This window comes from Alishewanella aestuarii B11 (assembly GCF_000280055.1).
GTDB lineage: Bacteria > Pseudomonadota > Gammaproteobacteria > Enterobacterales > Alteromonadaceae > Alishewanella > Alishewanella aestuarii.
In genome coordinates this window covers 91,873-115,905 of record NZ_ALAB01000011.1, presented here as the reverse complement: position 1 = coordinate 115,905, position 24,033 = coordinate 91,873, and the positions used below count along the sequence as shown (strand labels likewise).

Genomic DNA, 24,033 nt, shown 5'->3' with positions numbered 1-24,033 from the left:
AAAAACAAGCAGCAAACGTCAACACGCCCTAATAAATTAAGATTTTACTGTTTAGTGGCTAAATAAGAAACAAAATCTGTTAAGCTAAAGCCAGAATCTTTTAGCGCGTATTGTAAGGATAAACAGTTGTTGCAAAGGATACTGCAGATTACGTTATTGTTACTCCTCGCCGGTACCTTTTCTGCGAAGGTATTTGCCGATGCCGGTTGTCAGTTGACCCGAAATCTGGCAACCGGCATTGAGCACTGGCAACTGCAATCAGGCAAAAATACTCTGGTGCCGCTTTATAAAGGACAAAACGCTTTCTTATTGCAATGTGATTTAGCAGAAGATGGCGTGCTGACTTTTCAAAGACCCGGTTTAATCAGCCATCAGCTGGACCTTGGCAATGAAGTCGGTTTGACTATTACCGCAGGACAAATCGCCTATGCGTTGCCACAGGGGCTTTTCAAGGCGACCCTAAAACTCGAAGCTGAACAGGCATACACTCCCCGCTTTAAATGGCAGTATCAGCAAGATTTTCTCACGGCTAGCCAACAGCATAGTCTGATTATGGGCGGCTTTTATGGCTTAGGCTTTACGTTGATGTTACTGTCTTTTGTAGTTGGCTGGAGAATTAAAGCGCCGGCCTTAAAGTTATATGGTTTTTATATTGCCTGTCTGACCGCTTTTTTAGTACTGCAGGAAGGCCAGCTGTTCATCTTCTTCAGTGAAGATATCGCCGAGCTGCACAAATTCGCTTATATCTTGAGTATTGGCTTCACGGTCCTGAGTGCCAGCTGGTTTTTTTCCAATTTTTTATATATCAAACAAGATTTCCCCTACTTAAATTACGCTGTTATTGGCTTTTCGTTGGTGGTGTGTGGCTGCGCAATTCTGCGGGCACTCTTTGCGGAAAGTCTGCCGCTGTTTTGGGTTGGCGCCATTATGGGCTACGGTACTTTGCTGATTGTAACGATGGTGTTTATCGTATCCTTGGTGCAAGCTTATCGGGGAACCCGTGAGGCAGGTTTAATTTGTATTGCGTTATCGATAGTGCTGTTCAGTCTGTTGTTTCGTGTGGTGTTGCTCAACTACAGCCCCTTTATACAGCGCTATGGCTTTGTGTTCGCTCTGGCAATTGAATCTATTATTCTGGCGCTGGCGTTGGCACAACGGGTTAGTCGGATTACTCAGGAAAAAGACATTGCTGAACAAGCGGCTAATCTGGATCCATTATGTGGTATTGCAAATAGAAGAGGTTTGAACTCGAAACTGGCAACGCTTGCTGCGTCTGACCCGGACGACCAGATGCTGTATGCCGCTTTTTATATAGATGCAGATGATTTCAAATCGATTAATGATAACTACGGCCATAATGTTGGTGATATGGCGCTACAACAAATTGCGGCCTGTTTGACTAAAAATATGCGACAACATGATGTCTACGGCCGACTGGGCGGTGATGAATTTATCGCAATCGCCAGTTTTAAACATATTGCCGAGGTTTACAAAAAACATACTGAGCTAAAACAGGCAATGAGCTGTGTTACCTTTAACCTTGGTAATACCGAGCGGACAGTTTCAGCCAGTGTCGGTTGTGCCATTTTCGAATCGCTGCCAGACGATCTTGATGACATTATCAGCGCCAGTGATCGCTCGATGTACGTAGAGAAAAATAATCGGAAGTTGGGGATGGTTCGGCAATCATAGGAAATGTCGTTGGGTAAAAACGGCCAAACTTAATTATGATTTTTTGTATTAAGCACGGAGCTCAAGGTGGTCGTATTGCGAGATAAATTGCAGCTCATTGTGTGCCAGCGACGGCGCAGCTTTTGCCAATAATGCGCTTGGGTTAAACCACAGGCATGTGCAATCATCGAAGGGGCGTTGGGATGGCTCACTTACCAGGCTTTGTGGATTGCCCCAATGTAAATCACACCAAAATCCATCCGTCGCACACACAATCTGGCTATCATCAGGTAGATCGAATTGAAAATATTCAGGCGCAAAAGCGCGGTGAAGCTTTAAACACCGCGTCAAGACATGGCGGTTTGATGAAGATTTGAGCTCGTCAGTAAAGGGTACAAAAACGTTCGCCGCGGTATGAACGGGCGAGAGCCAATTCAGCGCACCTTCTCGCATATAGCCCATTCTCACATCGCCAGCACAATAGCCCCATACCCTCTGCGCATCAATAAACGCTACCGTGATACTGACACATCCGCCGCTTAGCTGCTCATTGAGCTTCCCAGCGAAGCATTGCAGCGTGTTCAATAATGATACGGGCTCTGTAGCCAGTTCAGAGCGGGCTATCGCATCATCGATAGACGCTTTAAAGGTCGTTAATAATAGATCTTTTGGCAAGGGGCGTGACGTTGAGATATCAAACATCGCCAACAACAAGAGATCTTTAAAGCGAAATATTACCGTCGCATCGTCGTACAGCAGTTGAGCAGATCCTGGCAACGCAATAAAGCCTTCAGGCTGAGCGATATCTGCTACGCTCATAAACAGGCCTCAATGCGCTCAAAAATGAGTGACTCCCGCGCGCTATTGTTTCCTGTCGCGCTTTGCACGGCATACTCAAAATTAGCATCGTCAAGCAGCGCTTGAAGCTGAATTCGAATAAAGTCTCTAAGCTCCCCATCAACCGCGTTAACCTCAGCAACGATTTCTGCGCGTCCATCAAAGATATTAATCAAATCCTCAATATCGTGGCTGGATAGCGCATCACCGTTTCCGCGCCCTAAATACGCCTCAAGCTTTGTGGCCACAAAATAAACCGGCTCGACGAGCTTAATAGTGATCGCCTCAGTCAGCGTAAAATCCCGAGCAGTTGCCATCGCATCATGATACCAACGATTACTAAACCCGAGAATGTCGGCATTATCCGGCATAAAGTCCACTTTCAGTGGACCGAGCATCTTAGTACAGATAACTTCCTGCTCCATTGAATCACGAAAACCCAACTGGCCCAAACGCTCAGACAGTTGAGTCCAGTCAAAATAACTACCGACGTTCACAATTAAGTCAACATCATCGGTATACCGAACCTGCTCTTTGGTGAAATCATCAGTTAGAAATAGCCCGGTGGTACACCCGCCGATAAACACGACCTGAGGCAGCAATTCATCCAGAGCAGTGGCCACCTGGACTAGCATCTCTTTTTGGAAATTGATCTTACTCATGAGCTTACCCGCAACAGTTTACGCATCATGTCGATAGCGATCCCACGTTCCCGAGAATGGCCAATCCTAACAGCATCGGTTAGCGCTAATAATGCGTACGTTAAATCATCTGTTCGAATAGCGGCAAAGATATTTTCATGTAACGGTTGAACAGCCACACCTTTAGTCTGCCCTTTGAAATAAGGCCAGATGGGTGCGAGCTCCCCGGAAGTCATTAACTTACCTTGCAGAACCGGCGCAGCAATTGATGTCGGGATCCCACGGGTCACCTCGCCTTCTTTTGCAGGAAAAACGTATTGGATACCGTATGCGATGAATTCAAGCAGCGCGCGAGTGTTGGTTTTGGGTAAGCCGGTTTTACGATCGGCTTTTGCTAGACCTACGTCAAACATTCGTTTCAGACTTAAGCTAACTTGAGATTTGCTGATCCCCGTGTCCTGCTCTAAGGCTCTTACGGAAAACAGACTCTCAGTGAAGGCAACAGGTGGCGCATCGTTATGCAGAAGAGCATCGCCCAGCCAATCGATAGACGAATCATGCGGTACAAGCAACTCTGCATCATACCGATTAGGATTGATCCAGCGCTGTGTGAGCGACTCTATTTTGAAGAGCACGACGATATCTTGACTTTTCATATTAACCACCAACTGAAAGTCCTATGTCCTAGGACGCGGGACAACTCTCAGTTATATATCGTAAAAAGTCAAGACCTAGTTTTTAGCATTAAGTGGTCAGAAAGGCAGCAGTCTTTGAACTTTTAACTCAGTAAGGCTACTATTCTTCGGTACATAACAAACGGACTTGAGGTTGCACTATGCGCAAGCTATTAATTGCCACCACGCTGTTATTCCCCGTGTGTTCCTATGCACAGGTGTATAAGTGTGAAGTCAATGGCGTTGTAAAATACAGCCAGCAGCCCTGTGCTGATAATGCAGAGTTAACCCAATATTCAACTGAAAACTCAGTTCAATCTGATCCACCCCAGGTAAACGATAGTGTAACACAAACGGCAAGGCCGACCCAACCTGCAGCTAACCATGAAGCTGAATTGGCACGTATTAACGAGTCAATCAGGAAGCGGAACATCAATACGGAAATTACCCGGTTAACTGCTGAGCGCAATCGTAAGATGCGAGAGCGTGACCAAAAAATGGCACAACTTCGCCGAACCAAGCAATCAGCTGCAAATAATCTGGCCGGTGCCACCTGGGAAGAGTCACTGTCAAAAGAGATGTCTGCAGTAGCTATGCAATACGATACCGACATCCGTTCTCTGGATAACCGCATCGATAGATTGAGAGAGGATTTAAAACGCGATTAATCAGTTCCTGATTTGTTGCGAGAATTTCAACTGGCTATATGTTGTTCCCGAACTGTTAACATTAAGGGAGTTTTATGGCCAGCTTAAAGGGTGTTTGCGCAGAGGGTTTAGCAACTGTTTAAAAATCGATGCTTTGTTTAAACGAATAGAGCAATTTAAGTCGTTAACGGAATCAAACCCAGACCTGCTTTGCTTGATGAACTCAGCGGAGGAGCTATTGCACAGGCAGTCAGAAACTGGAGTTATTCATACGACAGCTGTGGCCTTAATAGTGAATGAAGTAGCTAAGCACCCGGACTGCCCGAATTTTCTCAAACTAACCTGCGGTTGCAAGTCGGCACTTTCTCAAACTAACCTGCGGACTTTCTCAAACTAATCGCGCGGCTACAATAAGGCCCACGCTTTTGGCGTGGGCCGAGAGAGGGATTGCCAGCGCCATCCTTGGCGCTGGCCCTCCGGGCCGCACTAAAGTGCGTCCAAATTCGCTCCCGGCGAATTTGTCGAACCGCAGGGTTCGAACCAAGTCCTCAGTCTCGTCCGCATAAATGAATAAGGCCCACGCTTTTGGCGTGGGCCTTATTCATTTATCTGGCGGAGAGAGAGGGATTCGAACCCTCGTTAGGGGTTAACCTAAACACACTTTCCAGGCGTGCGCCTTCAGCCACTCAGCCATCTCTCCGGGGCTTGCACTGCAAGCGCCGCTATACTAGGGAAAAAGCAGCGGCGGTGCAAGGGTTAAATGCGTTGGTCGCTGTTGTTGCCGCTATTTTAAGCAATCACAACTCAGGCGTTGCCCTTTACCTGTACCTTTTGCTCTTTGGCGAAATTCAACATCCGGTTAAGCGGTAACAGCGCCCGCTCGCGTAAGGCGGCGTCAACAAAGATCTCATGGCCGCTTGGGCTTAGCAGCGCATCCTCAATGGCTTTTAAGCCGTTCATCGCCATCCAGGGGCAATGGGCGCAGCTACGACAGGTTGCACCGTTACCGCCGGTTGGCGCCTCGACAAAGGTTTTTTCCGGCATTAACTGCTGCATCTTATAAAAGATACCGCGGTCAGTCGCAACGATAAAATGTTGGTTTGGTAAGGTTTGCGCCGCTTTAATCAGTTGGCTGGTGGAGCCTACGGCATCGGCCAGCTCCACTACGCTATCCGGTGACTCTGGATGCACCAATACGGCGGCTTCCGGGTGCTGCTTTTTCAGCTCACGTAGCGCATTGGCTTTAAACTCGTCGTGCACGATACAGGCGCCGTTCCACAGCAGCATATCGGCGCCGGTTTTCTTCTGCACATAGGCACCCAGATGCTTGTCCGGGCCCCACAGGATCTTTTTACCCTGACTATCCAGATAGTCGACCACGTCCAGCGCTATTGATGAGGTAACCACCCAATCAGCACGGGCTTTTACTGCCGCAGAGGTATTCGCATAAACCACCACCACTCGGTCAGGATGCTGATCACAGAATGCAGAGAACTCGGCGGCAGGACAGCCTAAGTCGAGCGAACAGGTCGCTTCCAGCGTTGGCATAATCACGGTTTTTTCCGGCGTCAGGATCTTCGCCGTTTCCCCCATAAATTTTACCCCGGCTACCAACAGGGTTTTTGCCGGATGCTGGTTGCCAAAACGGGCCATCTCCAGCGAATCTGACACACAACCACCGGTTTCCTCAGCCAGGGCCTGGATTTCCGGATCGGTGTAGTAGTGGGCGACCAGCACAGCATCTTTAGCGGCCAGCAGTGCTTTAATGCGCGCCCTGTAGGCCTGCTTTTGCTCGTCAGTTAATGGCACAGGCTTTTTCGGGAAACGGAAGTCCTGCTCAGAAAAATACAACGGCTGCTCCATTAGGCTCACTCAGTCAGCTGATAAGGGCGGGTATTATATAAGGGACGATTCAAAAAAGACAGTATCAGGCTGTTTGGTGGGTCATGATGGATTCGAACCATCGACCAACGGATTAAAAGTCCGCTGCTCTACCAGCTGAGCTAATGACCCAAACAGGATAACGCGAGAAGTGGTGGGTCATGATGGATTCGAACCATCGACCAACGGATTAAAAGTCCGCTGCTCTACCAGCTGAGCTAATGACCCAAACAGGATAATGCGAAGTGGTGGGTCATGATGGATTCGAACCATCGACCAACGGATTAAAAGTCCGCTGCTCTACCAGCTGAGCTAATGACCCACTTCGGATTTACTTGTTTGCGCGGTTTGGTGGGTCATGATGGATTCGAACCATCGACCAACGGATTAAAAGTCCGCTGCTCTACCAGCTGAGCTAATGACCCCTACCGCGGACGCATATCTTACTGATTTACGGAATTTGTGCAACCAAAAACTGTGAAAAAAAGCGCTGAGGCGGGCTGTTTGCTTAAAATGCCAGCGGCTGCGGCTGACTTTGTTGGATAAAGCAGCGCTTGGGTATGCATTGGATCGCTGGGGCTAAAATTAAAAAACCCGGCACTTGGCCGGGTCGATCATTTCAGCGCGTCTATCCGCTCTTTCGCCAGCCTGGCAGCTGTTGTACTGCCATGAGCTGACACCACCTTGCGATAATGAGTTAAGGCCGTAGCCTTATCATTCTGCCGCTCGGCGATCTGCCCCAGTTTCAACAACGCATCCGCTACTTTGTTCGAATCGGGGAAGTTTGTCACCACCCGCTCAAACGAGGTTTTGGCTTTTGCATTATCATTGTTATTAAACAATAACTGACCAAGCCAAAAGTGAGCATTCGGCGCGTAAACTGAATTGGGATAGGTACGCAAAAAATTCTCAAATTCTGGAATAGCAGCATCAAAGCGCCGATCTTTCAGCACTAAGTTGACCGCTCTCTCATAGGCGTCATTTTCCGAGGCATTGCCCGAAACCGTGACTGCCGGGCCACTCGCTGCGGCTGCCGAACTGGCAGTGCTGTTGCCAGCACTGCCCTGCACGGCACTTACCCGCCGTTCGATTTCCTGGTAAATATCACGTTGCCGCTGAACGATTTCATCCAGCTGATACGAGTGGTTTTCAGTAACACCACGCAGCTCACTGACTTCATCCAGCAAGATCTGCAGTTGTTGCTGCATTCTTACCTGCGCTTCGGCACGGGCTTCAACCACGCGCTCCAGAGCGGCCAGCCGCTGTTCAACAGAACCTGTTGCCACAGCAGTGGTGGAAGAAGCAACTCTGCCGCTTCTGCCTATCTCAGTAACCGGGGCCGGATTGGCCAGCACACCAGCACTAACTAAGGACATTGCAATAAGCAGCGGTTTCTTCACTGTCATCCTCACTCGTACCGTTTAAATTAATATACTAAAACTGCGCGACGGTTTTGTGCGTAAGCTGCTTCGTTGGTACCACGAACAGCTGGCTTCTCTTCACCGTAGCTAACAGTAGACAGTTGACCAGCGCTTACGCCCAGGTTCTGTAAGTACTGTACTACAGACAGTGCACGACGCTCGCCCAGGGCGATGTTGTACTCTGGAGTGCCACGCTCGTCAGTGTGACCTTCGATAGTTACACGTACGCTTGGGTTAGCGCGCAGGAACTCACCGTGTGCTTGTAATACTTCAGCAAACTCTGGACGGATAGTCGATTTGTCGAAGTCGAAGTAAACAGTGTTTTCACGACGCAGAGCTTCCATTTTTAAACGCATTTGCTCAGCAGCAGAAGCGTTTGGATCTACGCGCTCAACCTGTACAGTTTGAGTAGTTGCTGAAGTGTCGGCATCACCGGCACCAGTAGAAGATTTAGAGCTACAAGCTGCCAGTGCTAATACCGGAACTGCAACTAATAAACCTTTTAACACTTTGTTTAAGTTCATAATGTTGTCCTTAGATTAAATTTACCAAGTTTTTGTTTTATAAAAAAGGTGACCAGGCCGGCGATTTAACTTGTCCATCAGACGCCGGTAGTCGTGCTTTAAAACGCCCATCCATAGAAACTAGCGCCAACACCTGCGAGTTACCATGCATGGTGCTGTATATTATCATAGAACCGTTTGGTGCAACACTGGGCGACTCATCAAGATTCGTCGTGGTTAACACTTGTAAAAAACGGCTCTGCCGATCCATACGTGCTAAATGATAGCGTCCATTTGTACGATTTACCATCACTATGGATTGGCCATCAGGCGAAAAAGTCCCGGCCAGGTTCATTTCACCCTGGAAAGTTAACCGACGGGTATCACCTGTTGCTAAATTTGCGGTGTAGAGCTGCGGATTACCGCCACGCTCCGAGCTAAATACAATTTCTTTACCATCTGGTGACCAACTCGGCTCGGTATCGATAGCGCGATGGTTGGTGACCCGGGTTAATGCCTTAGTTGCGATATCCATCACATAGATTTCCGCATTACCGTCTTTAGATAACACCATTGCCATACGACGGCCATCCGGTGACCAACGCGGCGAGCTGTTAATACCCGGGAAGGCGGTTAAAATGGTGCGCCGGCCAGTGTAGATATCCTGGATATAGATCTGCGCCTGACGCTTTTCAAAAGTGACGTAAGCCAACTTGGTACCATCAGGTGACCAATCCGGTGACATTAACGGCTCTTTCGAGCGCAGTAACACCTGAGGGTTATAACCATCGTAATCGGCCACGATCAATTGATACGGAAACTCGTCGCGCGGTTTAACCAGCACATAAGCGATTTTGGTCAGGAAAGCGCCGCGTTCACCGGTCAGCTTTTCGTAAACGATATCGCTGATTCTGTGAGCGTACTGCCGGAACTGACCGCCGTTAATCACCGTTTCACGACTGTCCAGAATAAACTGACTACTGCCTACCAGTTGGCCGGCATTCAGCATCTGCGTACTCAGGCCGCTATTGCCCTTTAATACATCAATCAGTTCAAAGCTAACACTATAACGGTCGATACCAATTTCGGTGATCTCACCCATGACGATAGCTTCAACGCCCTCACGCGCCCAGGCAGAGAAGTTAATCTCGGCAGATTTGGAGGGCCGCTGTGGCATTTTGATAAAAGGAATAGGGCTAAACTTACCGCTGCGCATTAAGTCAGCCGCTACCACCTCAGCAATATTCTCACGAGGCAGGTTGGTGCCTTTAAAGGTGAAAGGCAACACCGCGATAGGCCGCGCTGAGTCCACACCGTCAGTGATAATAATTTCCAGTGAGGCTTGCGCCTGCACCCCCAGCAGTAACAAAACACTGCAAAACACGCTTCGAAGTAATCTAGTCATAATCAAAATTCAGGTGCCACCGTTAAGGTTATATCTTTTAACTGATTATACACATCCGGATCCTGAGACATCGGTAAGGTTCCGGCCCGGTTTACTGCCCGTACGGCAGCGTCGCACACTACCCTGTCGCCACTGATGACGTTGACGCTGGTTACAAAACCATTAGTCGCCAAACGGATGTTTACCCGGCACGAGCGACCACGCATGGTAGACTCATCTTTAATCAGATTGCGGGTAATCGCATCACTGATCATTGCCGTGTAACGTTGTACTTCGGTTACGGCCTGCTGTGCACGGGCACGGCGTCTGGCTTCGGCTTCAGCGGCCAGTTGCTCTTGCAGCATCCGCTCCTGCTCTGCCCGCTCACGCTGCTCTCTGGCCTGACGCTCACGTTCAGCCTGGGCTTTAGCCAGAGCTTCCTGTTCAGCTTTGCGCTTTGCTTCAGCCGCTTTAGCCGCTTCTTCGGCCTTCTTGCGCTCTTGCTCCCGCGCAGCACGCTGCTGTTCAGCTTCCCGTGCTTTTGCCGCTTCGGCTTCCTGCTGCTTCTTGGCATCCGCTGCAGCACGTCTTGACGCTGCGGCGGCTTCGTCAGCCTTACGTTTCTCTTCCGCTACCCGCTTTAAGCGAGCTTCTTCCTGTGCCCGGGCGCGCTCTGCCTGCTGGGCACGACGCTCTAAGTCACGAATGCGCTGCTCTTCTGCGCGCTTAGCATCTTCCTGTTGCTTTTGAATTTCCGCAACACGTTGTTCCAACACCTGACGGTCAATCGCCACTGCCTGCACCGGTGCCGGCGGCGGTGGTGGCGGCTCAGCACTGGCACTGCCGGCTTCGCCGGACAAAGTAATCTGGGTGGGTTTTGGCCAAAAGCTTAAACTACTAATCACCAAACCCAATACCAGCGCCACATGTAACCCAACCGACTTAGCCAGTGGGGTTTGCCACCACTTTTCACTCAGTTCAAACTTCATTGTCCGTCATCAACCCGACAGCCGGCGCACCGGCTTGCTTTAATACATTAATTAAGCGGATCACGGAATTGTAATCAACGCGGCCATCCCCTTTGACGATCACCTGAGTGCCAGGTTCAATCGTTAACCAGCTGGCGACTTCTACCTGTAATTGTGAAGACGTAAAAGGACCTTGCTGTTTGCCGTCTTTTTCAAAGTAATACAGGCCACCTTCATCGACAGTCGCAATTAACGGCGTTTTGCCATCTTGCATCTGCGCGATTGGCTCAGCCGCAGATTTTGGCAGCTCAACATTCACGCCCTGGGTAATGATCGGCATGGTCACCATAAAAATCACCAACAGCACCAGCATAACGTCGATATAGGGTACGACGTTAATCTCAGCTACCGGGCGACGCTTTTTACGGGTATACATCAGGCTGCCTCACCGCTACTGACAGCCTGACGATGCAGGATATTGGCAAACTCTTCCACGAAATTGACGTAGCTGCTTTCAATTTGTTCAACTTCGTGCGAAAACTTGTTGTAGGCGATAACCGCCGGGATAGCAGCAAATAAACCAATGGCAGTCGCAATCAAGGCTTCAGCGATACCCGGCGCGACCATCGACAAGGTGGCTTGTTGCACTGAACCCAGTGCAATAAAGGAATTCATAATACCCCATACGGTACCAAACAAACCGATGTAAGGGCTGATCGAACCAACGGTAGCCAGAAAAGGCAGGTCTTGCTCTAAGCGCTCTACTTCGCGCGACAAGCCAACGCGCATCGCGCGGTGAGTACCGTCCATGACGGCTGCTGACTGGCGGCTGCTTTTGTGCAAACGGGCAAACTCTTTAAAACCAGCTTTAAATAATGACTCCAGACCATCTGCCTGCTGCCGGGCACTGACTTCGGCGTACAGCTTTGACAGATCAACACCGGACCAGAAACGGTCTTCAAACTTTTTCGCGTCATCCAGTGCGGCTTTCAATACTTTTTTGCGTTTAAAAATCATCGCCCAGGAGGTGATCGACATACCAACCAGGATCAACATAACCGCCTGCACCACAATACTGGCTTCGAGCAATAAATGCAGAATCGAAATTTCACCTGAACCTGTCACCTGTTGGCACCTCTGTTTAAACGAATGAATTACTTGCAGCCTTTGATGCTAAGGTACTGATATGACAAGACTGAGTCAACCAAAGTTGGTTCAGTTGTCCTGTACCGGCAGCTAAGGGCTTAGCTTAATGCGTAAAACCGTCGTTGTATCATTCGCTCACCCGCAAGGGCACGCTACCCACTGGTGCGCGCTTTTCCTCATTAATCAGGGAGTTAATCAGGTTTACTTGTCCGTATGCCACCGCTATGGTGCTGGCGACAACAACTTTGAGACAAGCCTGCAACTGCATGAGCTGAAACGACGATTTTTCGCGCCTGTATGATAATTAAGCCTGCAATTTAACTCAATCGGTTGGCATCGCTTTTCACAACTATATTTTTTTAGCGCCGCCACTTGTTTTTCTGCCCGAAATCAGAATGTGTTACAGCGGTATTAAAACACGGCCTGCATTCTGGATTCAGTAGTAAAACCGACTACCGAACAAATCATTTTTACCGACTTAAAGTATCACGAAGCTTATCTTGGGCAACCAAGCTTAACGCTGGATGAACAAGCGACAAATCTACAGATTTACCCGTTAAGTTGCTGGGCATTCCCTACTGCAGCATTCGGAATATCCATTAGTTTTTTTAATGGCAAAGTGTCAGTTTTTCTCGTTTGAAGTAATTACTCCAAATCTTTAAGATACGCAGGTGTTCTGAGCTAGCGCAAAGACAACCAGAAAGTTGGTAGCGAGTTTTGGTTGTTTAGACAGTTCACTTAACAATGAGACTTTGTGAGAGAGGTTTTGTTGTTTGCTCCAAACATGTTCCCTGGATTTATTGAAGCACTCCTTCAACTTGTTGCTTGCCCGCTCATTGAGCGGGCTTTTTTTTAACTCGACTTATTTCGCCTCGGGCAAGTCAAAGCCCAGATGGCGATAAGCTCTTGGCGTGGCGATACGGCCGCGCGGTGTACGCTGAATAAAACCCTGCTGAATCAAAAACGGCTCTATCACATCTTCAATGGTTTCTTTCTCTTCGCCGATCGCTGCCGCCAGGTTATCCAGCCCCACTGGCCCGCCCATAAAGCTGTCAATAATAGCTGTTAATAGCTTACGGTCCATATAATCAAAGCCCTCGGCATCGACATCGACCATTTTTAATGCGGCTGAGGCAACCTCGATAGACACGACACCATTGGATTTTACCTGCGCATAATCGCGCACCCGGCGCAGCAGCCGGTTGGCAATACGCGGTGTGCCGCGCGAGCGGCGGGCAATTTCGGTCGCCCCTGCCACGTCCAGTTGCATATTCAGATAATGGGCTGAGCGCTGAATAATCTGACTCAGCTCCTCTACCTTATAAAATTCCAGCCGCTGCACTATGCCAAAGCGGTCGCGCAGGGGTGAGGTTAAGGCACCGGCACGAGTGGTGGCACCCACCAGCGTAAAAGGTGGCAGATCAAGTTTGATCGAGCGTGCGGCTGGCCCTTCGCCAATCATAATATCCAGCTGATAGTCTTCCATCGCCGGATACAGGATCTCTTCCACCACCGGACTTAAGCGATGGATCTCATCAATAAAGAGCACATCATTCTGCTCCAGATTGGTTAACAGCGCGGCAAGATCCCCGGCTTTTTCCAGCACCGGGCCAGAGGTGGTTTTAATATTAACGCCCATTTCGTTAGCGACAATCATCGCCAGCGTGGTTTTACCCAGACCCGGCGGGCCGAAAATCAGTAAGTGATCCAGTGGATCGCCCCGGCCTCGGGCCGCTTCGATAAAGATCGCCATTTGTTCGCGCACATGCTGCTGACCGGTATAATCTGCCAGACTTTTTGGCCGTATCGCACGGTCAATCACTTCTTCTTCTTTTAATATTCCCGGCTGCAGCAGGCGATCGGCTTCAATCATGGCTTAAATCATACTCTTTAAGGCTGCCTTGATTAGCTGCTCGCTGCTAATCCCCGGCGTCAAATACTGTTTTACCGCTTTCGCGGCCTGTGCCTGACTATACCCCAAGGCCAGCAAAGCGCCAATCGCATCCTGCTCGGCTGTGGCTGGCGGCGCGAAAATAGCTTCATCATCACTGAGCAGTAGCTTATCGGTTACCGGCGTTTGTGGTGTCACACCCCAATCCTTTAGGCGGTCGCGCATCTCAATCACCAGACGCTCCGCCGTCTTTTTACCGACCCCAGGAAGCTTAATTAAGGTGCTGATATCGTCAAACTGCACGCAACGCACAAAATGTTGCGCGGTCATGCCGGATAGAATAGTCAGCGCCAGCTTAGGGCCGACGCCATTGGCTTTAATCAACTGGCGAAATAAGCTACGCTCGGTCGGGTTACTAAAACCATAGAGTAACTGTGCATCTTCACGCACCACAAAGTGGGTATAGAGGATAGCGGTTTTGCCCACGTCCGGTAATTCATAAAAGCTGGTCAGTGGCAGCTGCACTTCATAACCCACACCACCAACATCAATAAGCAGATCCGGGGGTTGTTTTTCCAGAATAGTGCCTTGTAAACGACCAATCATCAGCTTTCCTTATTTACGTAAACGACCGCGTACCGTTTTACTGGCCTGCCCGGCCAGACTGACCAGACTCTGCTGGGTATGACCATGACACAGCGCTACTGCCAGTGCATCAGCAGCATCAGCTTGCGGGTTAGCTGGCAGCTTCAACAGATAGCGCACCATATGCTGTACCTGCGCTTTATCGGCCGCGCCAGTACCAACCACCGCCTGTTTCACCTGACGGGCAGAATACTCAAACACCGACAGCCCGGCATGGCAGGCGGCGACGATAGCCGCCCCCCGAGCCTGCCCCAGCTTTAACGCCGAGTCGGCATTACGCGCCATAAAGACCTGCTCAATCGCAAAGACGGTGGGCTGAGTTTGGGCGATAATTTCGCTTACGCCGTTAAAAATGCGGATCAACCGCTCCGACAGCTCATCGGTACCGGTACGGATACAGCCGCTGGCGACATAACTAAAGTTACCGCCAAGCTGCTTAATCACGCCATAGCCGGTCAGCCGGCTGCCGGGGTCGATACCCAGAATAATCGCCAAGCTTACTCCAGTGTCGCCATAATGTCGTCGCTAATGTCGGCATTATGGTAAACGTTTTGCACATCGTCTGAGTCTTCCAGCGCGTCGAGCATTTTAATAAACCTGGCCGCGGTCTCGGCATCCAGTTCAGCGCGGGTATCCGGTAACAGGGTGATTTCTGCTGATTCGGCAGTAAAGCCAGCTGCCGCTAACGCATCTTTGACGGCACTGAAGGCCTCCGGGCTGGTCAGCACTTCCTGGCTGCCATCATCATGGCTTTGTACATCATCGGCACCGGCATCCAACGCCAACTCCAGCAGCTGATCTTCATCAATGCCCGGCGCAAACAACAACACGCCCTTGCGTTGAAACATATAGGCGACTGAACCGCTGGTACCCAGGTTACCACCGTATTTGCTAAAGGCATGCCGCACATCAGCCACAGTGCGCTTATTATTGTCGGTCATGGTTTCAACGATAACCGCGACCCCACCCGGCCCATAGCCTTCGTAGACCAGTTCTTCGTATTGCTCACCGTCCTGCATACCGGCGCCGCGTTTAATGGCGCGCTCAATGGTATCGCGGGTCATATTTTCACTTAAGGCTTTGTCGACGGCCAAACGTAAGCGTGGGTTAGCGGCAACATCGGGGCTGATGCGGGCTGCGGTGGTCAGCTCGCGGATCATCTTGGTCCAGATTTTGTTTTTCTTCGCATCCTGGCGGGCCTTACGATGCTTCATATTGGCCCATTTACTGTGTCCAGCCATCGGTGCTCCTGTGCTTGTAAAAACTGCGGGGTAAAGACGCAGTGGGCAATGCCCACTGCACAAGCTTAGCGATTGTTTCGCTGCTTAAACTCAGGCTTTGACCGCCACCTGAATACCCAGTTCGGCTAGCTGGGCTGGATTAGCGGCACCCGGTGCGTCCGTGAGCGGACAGGCTGCAGTAGCGGTTTTCGGGAACGCCATCACATCACGGATGGAGGTCGCGCCGGTCATCAACATCACCAGGCGATCCAGGCCAAAGGCCAAACCGGCATGCGGTGGCGCGCCGTATTTTAACGCTTCGAGCAGGAAACCGAATTTCTCGGCGGCTTCTTCATCGCTAATGCCCAATAAGGTAAAGACCTTGGCCTGCACTTCAGCGGTATGGATCCGCACTGAGCCTCCACCTAATTCAGTGCCGTTTAATACCATATCATAGGCATTGGATAACAGCTCACCGAGCTTGAGCTCGTTATTCGGGGTATTCAGGAAATGCGCCGTGTCCAGTGGCGAGGTAAACGGGTGGTGCACTGCCGAGTAACTGCCATCATCGTTTTCTTCAAACATCGGGAAGTCTACCACCCATAGCGGTTTCCAACCCGGTACCGTCAGTTTTAAGTCTTCGCCGAGCTTTAAGCGCAGTGCCCCCATGGCTTCGCAGACAACCTTGTAGCTATCGGCACCAAAGAAAATTAAATCGCCATTCGCCGCGCCGGTACGGACCAGAATTTCGGTAATAATGTCGGCGCTTAAGAACTTGGCTACCGGTGACTGGATACCTTCAGCGCCTGCTGCCAGATCGTTAACTTTCAACCAGGCTAACCCCTTGGCGCCATAGATGCCAACAAAGCTGGTGTAGTTATCGATATCTTTGCGGGAGATTTCCTCGGCAGCGCCGGGGACCTTTAATGCCACAACGCGGCCTTTTGGATCATTAGCCGGGCCGGAGAAGACTTTAAATTCGACGTCTTTTAATAAGTCAGCCACATCGACAAACTGCATCGGGTTGCGTAAATCCGGCTTGTCGGAACCGTATAAGCGCATCGCTTCCCAATACGGCATCCGTGGGAAATCGCCTAAATCGACATTCAGCAGGCTCTGGAACATCTCACGTACCATCTGCTCGGTCACCGCCATCACTTCCGGCGCCGTCATAAAGGAGGTTTCGATATCGATCTGGGTAAATTCCGGCTGGCGATCGGCCCGTAAGTCTTCATCACGGAAGCATTTCACGATCTGGTAGTAGCGATCCAGACCTGACATCATCAACAGTTGCTTAAACAGCTGTGGTGATTGTGGCAACGCAAAGAACTGGCCTTTGTGCGTGCGGCTGGGTACCAGATAATCGCGCGCGCCCTCTGGCGTGGCCTTGGTCAGGATCGGCGTTTCGACATCTAAAAAGCCCTGGCTGTCCATAAAATTGCGCACAAAGCTGGTGACCTTGGCGCGGAATTTCAGCCGGTCGCTCATCAGCGGCCGGCGTAAATCCAGGTAGCGGTATTTCAGGCGCTGCTCTTCACTGTTTTCGTGGTTAAAGTCCAGCGGTAGTGGCGCGGCTTTATTCAGAATGGTCAGCTCACTGGCATAAACTTCTACCGCGCCAGTGGCCATATCCTGGTTGACCTGGGATGCCGGACGCGCCCGCACCTGGCCTTTTATCTGAATGCAGTATTCATTACGCACGGTATAGGCAACATCGAACAAATCTTTTAAATCCGGGTCACATACCACCTGCACCAGACCTTCACGGTCACGCAAGTCAATAAAAATCAGACCGCCCAGATCCCGCCGCCGGTTGACCCAACCACTTAAGGTGACGTCTTGCCCAACTTCTGTTGCCGTTAACTTACCGCAATAATGGCTACGCATTAACCTTTCCTTTCATTCAAGCTGAAGTGCCACACCTGTCATCTGGCGACAACCACGGTTTTTGTCTGCGCGGCTGTCGAAATTGATAGTGTATCTATTTAATGGGCGCTAATTATAGCGAAATGCGCTTTAATGTCACTGCCCGCTTTGGAAAAGCAGTAAAGCCCTACGGCTGTAACGATTAACTGCAGAAAAGTGCCCGCCTTTGCGTTAAAATGCCGGTCATATCGTGCCCTTATTGAGAAATTAAGATGCAAAAAGATCAGGTATATGCCGATCCGCTGGCCCATATTGCCGATTTTCGCTTTGACGCGGCCGTGGCCGAAGTATTCCCGGATATGATTCAGCGCTCGGTACCCGGCTATCAGACTATTATTCAGACCATTGGTAAGCTTACCGCCCGCTTTCAACAGCCTGACAGTCATTACTATGATCTCGGTTGCTCACTGGGTGCTGGTACGCTAGCGATGCGCCGCAATATTAGTGCCGCTAATAGCAGGATCATTGGTGTCGATAACAGTGCAGCGATGGTCGAGCGTTGTCAGCTGCACTTACAGGCATTTCGCTCTGAGGTGCCGGTGGAGATCCTGCTGGCCGATATCCGTGATGTGGCGATTGAACATGCCGCCGTTGTCGTGGTGAACTTTACGCTGCAGTTTTTAGCGCCTGAGGATCGTAGTGCGCTGATTAATAAAATTTATCAGGGCTTAAAGCCAGGTGGCCTGCTGATCCTGTCCGAGAAATTTATTAACGACGATAGCCTGACCAATGAGCTGCTGATTGACCTGCACCACGACTTTAAACGCGCCAATGGCTACAGTGAACTGGAAATCAGCCAAAAGCGTACCGCACTGGAAAATGTGATGCGTCCGGATAGCCTGCAAACCCACCGTAGCAGACTGCAGCAAGCTGGTTTTAACACGCAAACACTATGGTTTCAGTGTTTTAACTTCTGCTCAATGCTGGCAATTAAGGATTAAGCATGCTGGATTTTTCTCCCTTTTATGCCGCCCTGGCGCAAAACCAGTTAAACGCCTGGCTGGAAACCTTACCGGCCCAACTGGCCAACTGGCGCAAAGAAGCGCTACATGGTGACTTTGCCAGCTGGCAAAAGGTGTTGCAGCATTTGCCCGTAACCAGGCCCTCGGTCGTTGAGCTACAGCAGGAGGTGAAATTCGGTACAGCCGCTGATATCAGCGCCGGCGAAGCCGAACGCATTCGCTATTTATTACAACAATTAAAACCCTGGCGCAAAGGCCCCTTCTCCATTCACGGCATTGACATTGATACCGAGTGGCGCTCGGATTGGAAATGGCAGCGCGTATTGCCGCATATCAGTAATTTAACTAACCGCACCGTGCTTGATGTCGGCTGTGGCAGCGGCTATCACTTATGGCGGATGCGCGGTGCCGGCGCCCGTTTTGTGGTCGGTATCGACCCGTCGCAACTGTTTTATGCGCAGTTTCAAGCCATTAAACACTTTAATCCGGATCCGGCGGTGAATTTAATCCCGATTGGAATCGACGAGATGCCCGCCTTAAAGCAGTTCGATACGGTGTTTTCGATGGGGGTGTTATACCATCGCCGCTCACCGCTGGATTTTTTACAGCAATTAAAGCAACAACTGCGGCCGGGAGGCGAGCTGGTGTTGGAAACCTTAGTGGTCGAAGGCGACGAGCAAACAGTGTTAGTGCCGGGTGAGCGCTATGCCAAGATGCGTAATGTCTGGTTTATCCCCAGTACCGCCGCCTTATGCCACTGGTTAAACCGGCTCGGCTTTAAAGATATACGGGTGGTTGATTTGAATACCACCAGCCTGGAAGAGCAGCGCGCCACAGCCTGGATGGAAAATGAAAGTCTGATTGATTTTCTCGATCCGAATGATCATAGTAAGACCATTGAAGGTTATCCGGCACCACTACGGGCCGTGGTGCTGGCCCGGGTGTAACGGCTGCAACAACAAGCAGCAAACGTCAACACGCCCTAGCAGGAGCAAAGTATTCTATGCCATTTCGACCAAAGTCCACCCTTGAACAATGGCGTATTTTACAGGCTGTCGTAGACGCCGGCGGCTATGCTCAGGCCGCCGAGTTACTGAACAAAAGCCAATCCTCACTCAATCATGCGGTGGCCAAATTGCAATCGCAGCTTGGGGTGGAATTATTGGAAGTCATTGGCCGCAAAGCCCAGCTCACAGCAGCCGGTGAAGTGATGTTGCGCCGCTCCCGTATTCTGACCCAGCAAATTGAAGACTTAGAGTTGTTGGCCGATAACCTGGACAAGGGCTGGGAGCCGGAGATCCGCATCGCGACGGAATTGGCCTATCCGAAACAGTTTTTATATCAGGCGCTACAGGCCTTTTATCCGCTGAGTCGCGGCAGCCGGGTGCAAATTATTGATACCGTACTGACCGGCACCAGTGAAATTATTACCCAGAAAAAAGCGGACTTGGTGATTACTGGCGTGGTGCCCAAAGGCTACCTCAGTGAACCGCTGTATGTGACTCGCTTTATTCCGGTAGTGGGCTGTCAGCATCCGTTAGCGGCTATCGAAAGCCTGGATCAGAATGAACTGAGTCAGCAGCTGCAGATCGTGATCCGCGATACGGCGGTTAAACCGCAGGAGCATATGGGCTGGTTAAAGGCAGAGCAACGCTGGACAGTCGATAACTTTTACGAAGCCGTCGAAATCTTGCAGTTGGGCCTGGGCTTTTGTTGGCTACCCGACTTTGTGGTGCAATCACAGCTTGATAGCGGACAACTCTGCCGCTTACCGCTTAAACAAAGTACCGAGCGGCTGGTACCCATGAGCCTGTTGGCACCACAAGAAGAAACACTGGGGCCTGGCAGCCGGCAATTGCGCCAACTGTTACTGGCCGCACATCAAAAATAATCAGGAGACATTATGCAATCACAGGAACTGAGTACACTGATGCAGCAATCTGCAGCAGATGCCGTAGGTTATGCTGCCGAGCAGCACCAACTGACACTAGATTACAGTCTGGATAGCCTGCACCAAGTCGACCAGCTGTTATCCCGCTTGCATCAGGATCAGCAGAGCAAACCCCATTCCAGTGAGCTGCTGTTTACCCTCTGTAACATTATTGGTGCCTATATTGGTGAAGTCTTTATCCGCCACGTTGGTGGCCAATGGCAAAATAATACGGCGGATGAAAGTGCACCCTATATGGCGGTAGGTTTTGGCGACAAGGAATTTCCTTTTGCATCAGTGTGTTACCATAAAATTGTGAACCATGACAGTATCAGCTTGCAGGACTATCTGCGTCAGGCACGTGAGAATGCTACACAGTAAGGCTTTTGTCGGCGCCGTTAAAAAGGTAAAATAGCGCCCTCTTTAGCCAACCCCCAAGCCATTCGAGGAAAGCCGTGAGCGAGCAGAAAACATCTTTAAGCTATAAAGACGCCGGAGTAGACATAGACGCAGGTAATGCGCTGGTTGATCGGATCAAAGGCGCGGTTAAGCGCACCACCCGTCCGGAAGTCATTGGTGGCCTCGGTGGTTTTGGCGCGCTGTGCCAGATCCCTGCCGGTTATAAAGAACCGGTGCTGGTGTCAGGTACCGACGGTGTCGGCACTAAGTTACGCTTGGCGATGGATTTAAAACGCCATGATGGCGTAGGCATCGATCTGGTTGCGATGTGCGTGAACGATCTGGTAGTACAGGGTGCCGAACCGCTGTTTTTCCTCGATTATTACGCCACTGGTAAATTAGATGTCGATACGGCGTCGCGCGTGGTAGCCGGTATTGCGGAAGGCTGTGTCCAGTCAGGCTGTGCACTGGTTGGCGGTGAAACCGCTGAAATGCCAGGCATGTATCATGGTGATGACTATGATATCGCCGGTTTCTGCGTCGGCGTGGTCGAAAAAGCCGATATTATCGATGGCACTAAAGTCCAACCCGGCGATCAACTGATTGCCTTAGCGTCTTCTGGCCCACACTCTAATGGCTTTTCACTGATCCGCAAGGTACTGGAAGTGTCAGGTCAATCCCCTGACACGTTATTGGCAGGCAAGTCACTGGCTGATCATCTGCTGGAGCCAACCCGCATTTATGTCAAGAATCTGCTGGCACTGTTTAAAACTACACCGGTACATGCTTTGTGTCATATCACTGGCGGTGGCTTCTGGGAAAATATTCCACGGGTGTTACCAGCCGATACCAAGGCCGTGATTAATGGCAAGAGCTGGCAGTGGCCGGCGATTTTTGACTGGCTGCAACAGCAGGGCAATATCAGCCGCCATGAAATGTACCGCACCTTTAACTGTGGCGTGGGGATGATTGTGGTAGTACCAGCTGCACAACTCGATAATGCCCTGTCACAATTACAGCAAGCCGGTGAAACCGCCTGGCATCTGGGTGAAATCCAGGCTGCAGCGGCTGACGAGCAGTTGGTTATTATCAACGAGTAACGAGGCAGCATGAAATCTATCGTCGTGCTGATTTCCGGCAGTGGCAGCAATTTGCAAGCCCTGCTGGATAGCTGTGCTGCGGGCTTTATCCCCGGTAAGATTACCGGGGTGATCTCGAACAAAGCAAACGCCTTTGGTTTAAAACGGGCTGAAGCCGCCGGTATCAGTACCGCAGTGCTTAGTCACAAAGGTTTCGACAGCCGGGAAGCCTATGATCAGGCGCTGATTGCTGCGATTGAGCAATTTAAGCCTGATTTGATTGTACTGGCTGGCTTTATGCGCATCCTGACTGCAGAATTTGTGCAGCACTTTTCCCGTAAATTATTGAACATTCACCCTTCTTTGCTACCTAAGTATCAGGGATTGGCTACCCACCAGCGGGCAATTGACGCAGGTGATACCGAACATGGTTGCAGCGTACATTTTGTTACCGAGCAACTGGACGGTGGTCCGGTAATTTTACAGGCCAAGGTACCCATTTTCCCGGGGGACGATGCTTCAATCGTAGCAGAGCGGGTTCATGCGCAGGAACATCAGATCTATCCGCTGGTGGTGCGCTGGTTCTGTCAGGACCGTTTACAACAACGGGCAAATGAGGCATGGTTAGACGGTAACGTACTTCCAGCACAAGGTTATGCCCAGGATGAGGATGATGTCGAGGTTGCGCCATAGCGCTGCCGTATTAATTAGCACCTGTTTACTCAGCGCTGCAGCTCAGGCTGCAGCCCCTGTCACGGTCGAGGCGCCAGCCTTCAGCACCTTTAACGCCGAATATTTAATTTATCGTGCCGGTAAAAACCATGGTAAAGCCCGTCGCTATCTGCACGATAAAGGCCAGCATTATGAAATGGGCTACAGCAGTGATATCAGTTGGCTGGTGTTTAGTGATAAACGCAGTGAATTATCAGAGTTTAAGGTAGAACAAGGGCAGATCCGGCCTGTACATTATCTGATGAAACGCAGCGGTACCGGCAGCAACCGGCATTACGAATGGCGGCTGGACTGGCAACAGCAACAGGTGTTGACTGGCAAAAGAGCCACCTTGAAACAGATCCCATGGCAGGATAACTGGCTGGATCCGCTTAGTTACCATCAACAACTGGTAACGGATCTGAAAGCCGGTAAAACGGAGTTCAGTTATCAGGTGCTGAACCGGGATGGTAATAGCCGCACCTACCATTACCGGGTGGAACTGGAAGAGCCACTGGCCCTGCCCTATGGCAACCTGCGCGCCATCCGGATCGCCCGGGTAGAAGAAAACAGCGATAAGCAGGTGCTGGCCTGGGTAGCACCGGAGCTGGATTATATGCTGGTACGTCTATGGCGTGGTGAAGATAATGTCGAGCAATTTGACGTGCAGCTCCACAAATTAGAGTGGCTACAGCGTTTAGCGCCCGAGCGGCTCACCGAAACGGAATAACTGCGCCTCCCCCGGTTGCATCTTATGCCACTGCTCGTTGTTAGTCAGTGGCTCTGTGGCAATAATGGTGACCACATCCTTGGGTGTGGTTTCCCGGCTAAAATCAATATCCACATCAACATCAGACAAGCGCGCCACACCAAAGGGTGCGCGGCGGGTGATCCAATGCAGCTTGGTGGTGCAAAATGCCAGCACATACTCGCCATCCGTTAGCAGCATATTAAACACTCCCAGCTGTTGCAGGCGCGGTAACAGCCGGGCGATAAAGCGCATCGCCGCTTTAGGGCCAGGACTACGATTGGGATAGCGTTTCACCAGCTCACTCAGCAGATAGCAAAACGCCCGTTCACTGTCGGTAGTCCCTACCGGCTGAAAGCGCTCAACCGCTAACTGGCGGAAATCCTTTAGCTGGCCATTGTGGGCATAGGTCCAATAACGGCCCCACAGCTCGCGGGTAAAAGGGTGAGTATTTTCAAGGCCAACGCGACCGCTGTTAGCTTGCCGCACATGGGCCACCACGGCCGTACTTTTGATTGGATAGTCGGATACCAGGCGGGCGATTTCTGACTGATAGCTGGGCAAGGCATCCTTAAAGGTACACACGCCCTTACCTTCGTAGAACGCCACGCCCCAACCGTCTTTATGCGGCCCAGTGCGGCCACCACGTTCCTTTAAGCCTTTAAAGCTAAAGCAAATATCCGTTGGCACATTAGCTGACATGCCTAATAATTCACACAACTGCCCGTCTCCGCATCTGAAAACTCCGG

Annotated in this window: 25 protein-coding genes and 5 tRNA genes; 9 read left to right on the top strand and 21 right to left on the bottom strand. The window is 50.6% G+C overall.

The window, feature by feature from the left end:
- Window positions 1–126 precede the first annotated feature (126 nt).
- A complete protein-coding gene (locus tag AEST_RS06535) occupies window positions 127–1,692 on the top strand; it encodes a sensor domain-containing diguanylate cyclase (RefSeq protein WP_039925212.1) in 1,566 nt (521 codons plus the stop codon).
- Window positions 1,693–1,740: 48 nt separating this feature from the next.
- Here AEST_RS06535 and AEST_RS06530 read toward each other — a convergent pair whose 3' ends face one another.
- Genes AEST_RS06530 through AEST_RS06520 form a run of 3 tightly spaced genes read right to left on the bottom strand, consistent with a single transcriptional unit; the run spans window position 1,741 to window position 3,805 of the window.
- A complete protein-coding gene (locus tag AEST_RS06530) occupies window positions 1,741–2,490 on the bottom strand; it encodes a hypothetical protein (RefSeq protein ID WP_008607915.1) in 750 nt (249 codons plus the stop codon).
- Window positions 2,487–3,170: a hypothetical protein gene (locus AEST_RS06525; RefSeq protein ID WP_039925211.1), complete on the bottom strand. Its 684-nt coding sequence runs from the start codon at window positions 3,168–3,170 to the stop codon at window positions 2,487–2,489. The genes AEST_RS06530 and AEST_RS06525 overlap by 4 nt, the downstream gene beginning before the upstream one ends.
- Window positions 3,167–3,805, bottom strand: a complete 639-nt coding sequence (locus AEST_RS06520) for a hypothetical protein (protein ID WP_039925210.1) — start codon at window positions 3,803–3,805, stop codon at window positions 3,167–3,169. Before AEST_RS06520 ends, AEST_RS06525 begins: the two co-directional genes overlap by 4 nt.
- Before the next feature lie 179 nt (window positions 3,806–3,984).
- Between AEST_RS06520 and AEST_RS06515 the strand changes: the two genes are divergently transcribed.
- The gene (locus AEST_RS06515; RefSeq protein ID WP_008607912.1) at window positions 3,985–4,491 is read left to right on the top strand and encodes a DUF4124 domain-containing protein; all 507 of its coding nucleotides are present in this window, start codon (window positions 3,985–3,987) and stop codon (window positions 4,489–4,491) included.
- Between the two features lie 589 nt (window positions 4,492–5,080).
- Here the strand turns inward: AEST_RS06515 and AEST_RS06510 are convergent.
- The 17 genes from AEST_RS06510 to aspS form a co-directional block, all read right to left on the bottom strand.
- Window positions 5,081–5,170, bottom strand: a tRNA-Ser gene (locus AEST_RS06510).
- Between the two features lie 104 nt (window positions 5,171–5,274).
- The gene (gene nadA, locus AEST_RS06505; RefSeq protein WP_008607910.1) at window positions 5,275–6,333 is read right to left on the bottom strand and encodes a quinolinate synthase NadA; all 1,059 of its coding nucleotides are present in this window, start codon (window positions 6,331–6,333) and stop codon (window positions 5,275–5,277) included.
- Between the two features lie 74 nt (window positions 6,334–6,407).
- Window positions 6,408–6,483: transfer RNA gene (locus tag AEST_RS06500), tRNA-Lys, on the bottom strand.
- A 20-nt stretch (window positions 6,484–6,503) separates the two neighbouring features.
- Window positions 6,504–6,579 (bottom strand) — tRNA-Lys (locus AEST_RS06495).
- An 18-nt stretch (window positions 6,580–6,597) separates the two neighbouring features.
- Window positions 6,598–6,673: transfer RNA gene (locus AEST_RS06490), tRNA-Lys, on the bottom strand.
- Window positions 6,674–6,700: 27 nt separating this feature from the next.
- Window positions 6,701–6,776, bottom strand: a tRNA-Lys gene (locus tag AEST_RS06485).
- Between the two features lie 189 nt (window positions 6,777–6,965).
- Window positions 6,966–7,727, bottom strand: coding sequence for a tol-pal system protein YbgF (gene ybgF, locus AEST_RS06480; RefSeq protein WP_238534569.1), 762 nt, complete (start codon window positions 7,725–7,727; stop codon window positions 6,966–6,968).
- A gap of 50 nt (window positions 7,728–7,777) precedes the next feature.
- Entirely contained in the window at window positions 7,778–8,296 is a 519-nt protein-coding gene (pal, locus tag AEST_RS06475) for a peptidoglycan-associated lipoprotein Pal (protein ID WP_008607908.1), read from the bottom strand.
- Between the two features lie 37 nt (window positions 8,297–8,333).
- A complete protein-coding gene (tolB, locus tag AEST_RS06470) occupies window positions 8,334–9,680 on the bottom strand; it encodes a Tol-Pal system beta propeller repeat protein TolB (RefSeq protein ID WP_039925207.1) in 1,347 nt (448 codons plus the stop codon).
- 2 nt (window positions 9,681–9,682) lie between these two features.
- Window positions 9,683–10,648 carry a cell envelope integrity protein TolA gene (gene tolA, locus AEST_RS06465; RefSeq protein ID WP_008607905.1) on the bottom strand — a complete coding sequence of 322 codons (966 nt, stop codon included), beginning with the start codon at window positions 10,646–10,648 and terminating at the stop codon, window positions 9,683–9,685.
- Window positions 10,638–11,063: a protein TolR gene (tolR, locus tag AEST_RS06460; RefSeq protein ID WP_008607903.1), complete on the bottom strand. Its 426-nt coding sequence runs from the start codon at window positions 11,061–11,063 to the stop codon at window positions 10,638–10,640. The genes tolA and tolR overlap by 11 nt, the downstream gene beginning before the upstream one ends.
- Complete coding sequence (tolQ, locus tag AEST_RS06455; RefSeq protein WP_008607902.1) at window positions 11,063–11,752, bottom strand: protein TolQ; 690 nt, start codon at window positions 11,750–11,752, stop codon at window positions 11,063–11,065. Before tolQ ends, tolR begins: the two co-directional genes overlap by 1 nt.
- Before the next feature lie 883 nt (window positions 11,753–12,635).
- Complete coding sequence (gene ruvB / locus AEST_RS06450; protein ID WP_008607900.1) at window positions 12,636–13,646, bottom strand: Holliday junction branch migration DNA helicase RuvB; 1,011 nt, start codon at window positions 13,644–13,646, stop codon at window positions 12,636–12,638.
- Window positions 13,647–13,649: 3 nt separating this feature from the next.
- Window positions 13,650–14,270, bottom strand: a complete 621-nt coding sequence (gene ruvA / locus AEST_RS06445) for a Holliday junction branch migration protein RuvA (RefSeq protein ID WP_008607899.1) — start codon at window positions 14,268–14,270, stop codon at window positions 13,650–13,652.
- A 9-nt stretch (window positions 14,271–14,279) separates the two neighbouring features.
- Window positions 14,280–14,804 carry a crossover junction endodeoxyribonuclease RuvC gene (gene ruvC, locus AEST_RS06440; protein WP_008607898.1) on the bottom strand — a complete coding sequence of 175 codons (525 nt, stop codon included), beginning with the start codon at window positions 14,802–14,804 and terminating at the stop codon, window positions 14,280–14,282.
- Between the two features lie 2 nt (window positions 14,805–14,806).
- On the bottom strand, window positions 14,807–15,550 hold the full coding sequence (locus AEST_RS06435) for a YebC/PmpR family DNA-binding transcriptional regulator (RefSeq protein ID WP_008607897.1): 744 nt from the start codon (window positions 15,548–15,550) through the stop codon (window positions 14,807–14,809).
- A gap of 90 nt (window positions 15,551–15,640) precedes the next feature.
- Entirely contained in the window at window positions 15,641–17,416 is a 1,776-nt protein-coding gene (aspS, locus tag AEST_RS06430) for an aspartate--tRNA ligase (RefSeq protein ID WP_008607895.1), read from the bottom strand.
- 251 nt (window positions 17,417–17,667) lie between these two features.
- On the opposite strand from aspS, the gene cmoA reads away from it, so the two are divergent.
- The 7 genes from cmoA to AEST_RS06395 all read left to right on the top strand — a co-directional run bounded on the left by cmoA (window position 17,668) and on the right by AEST_RS06395 (window position 23,266).
- On the top strand, window positions 17,668–18,396 hold the full coding sequence (gene cmoA, locus AEST_RS06425) for a carboxy-S-adenosyl-L-methionine synthase CmoA (RefSeq protein WP_008607893.1): 729 nt from the start codon (window positions 17,668–17,670) through the stop codon (window positions 18,394–18,396).
- 2 nt (window positions 18,397–18,398) lie between these two features.
- Window positions 18,399–19,364: a tRNA 5-methoxyuridine(34)/uridine 5-oxyacetic acid(34) synthase CmoB gene (gene cmoB / locus AEST_RS06420; protein ID WP_008607891.1), complete on the top strand. Its 966-nt coding sequence runs from the start codon at window positions 18,399–18,401 to the stop codon at window positions 19,362–19,364.
- A 56-nt stretch (window positions 19,365–19,420) separates the two neighbouring features.
- Window positions 19,421–20,308, top strand: coding sequence for a LysR family transcriptional regulator (locus tag AEST_RS06415; protein WP_008607890.1), 888 nt, complete (start codon window positions 19,421–19,423; stop codon window positions 20,306–20,308).
- A 12-nt stretch (window positions 20,309–20,320) separates the two neighbouring features.
- Entirely contained in the window at window positions 20,321–20,728 is a 408-nt protein-coding gene (locus AEST_RS06410) for a DUF6278 family protein (RefSeq protein ID WP_008607889.1), read from the top strand.
- Window positions 20,729–20,802: 74 nt separating this feature from the next.
- Window positions 20,803–21,846, top strand: a complete 1,044-nt coding sequence (gene purM, locus AEST_RS06405) for a phosphoribosylformylglycinamidine cyclo-ligase (protein ID WP_008607887.1) — start codon at window positions 20,803–20,805, stop codon at window positions 21,844–21,846.
- A 9-nt stretch (window positions 21,847–21,855) separates the two neighbouring features.
- Window positions 21,856–22,518, top strand: a complete 663-nt coding sequence (gene purN, locus AEST_RS06400) for a phosphoribosylglycinamide formyltransferase (RefSeq protein ID WP_008607886.1) — start codon at window positions 21,856–21,858, stop codon at window positions 22,516–22,518.
- Complete coding sequence (locus AEST_RS06395) at window positions 22,496–23,266, top strand: DUF3108 domain-containing protein (RefSeq protein WP_238534568.1); 771 nt, start codon at window positions 22,496–22,498, stop codon at window positions 23,264–23,266. Before purN ends, AEST_RS06395 begins: the two co-directional genes overlap by 23 nt.
- Here the strand turns inward: AEST_RS06395 and AEST_RS06390 are convergent.
- Window positions 23,234–24,004, bottom strand: coding sequence for a class II glutamine amidotransferase (locus AEST_RS06390; protein WP_008607883.1), 771 nt, complete (start codon window positions 24,002–24,004; stop codon window positions 23,234–23,236). The two genes, AEST_RS06395 and AEST_RS06390, sit on opposite strands and share 33 nt — an antisense overlap.
- Between the last annotated feature and the right edge of the window lie 29 nt (window positions 24,005–24,033).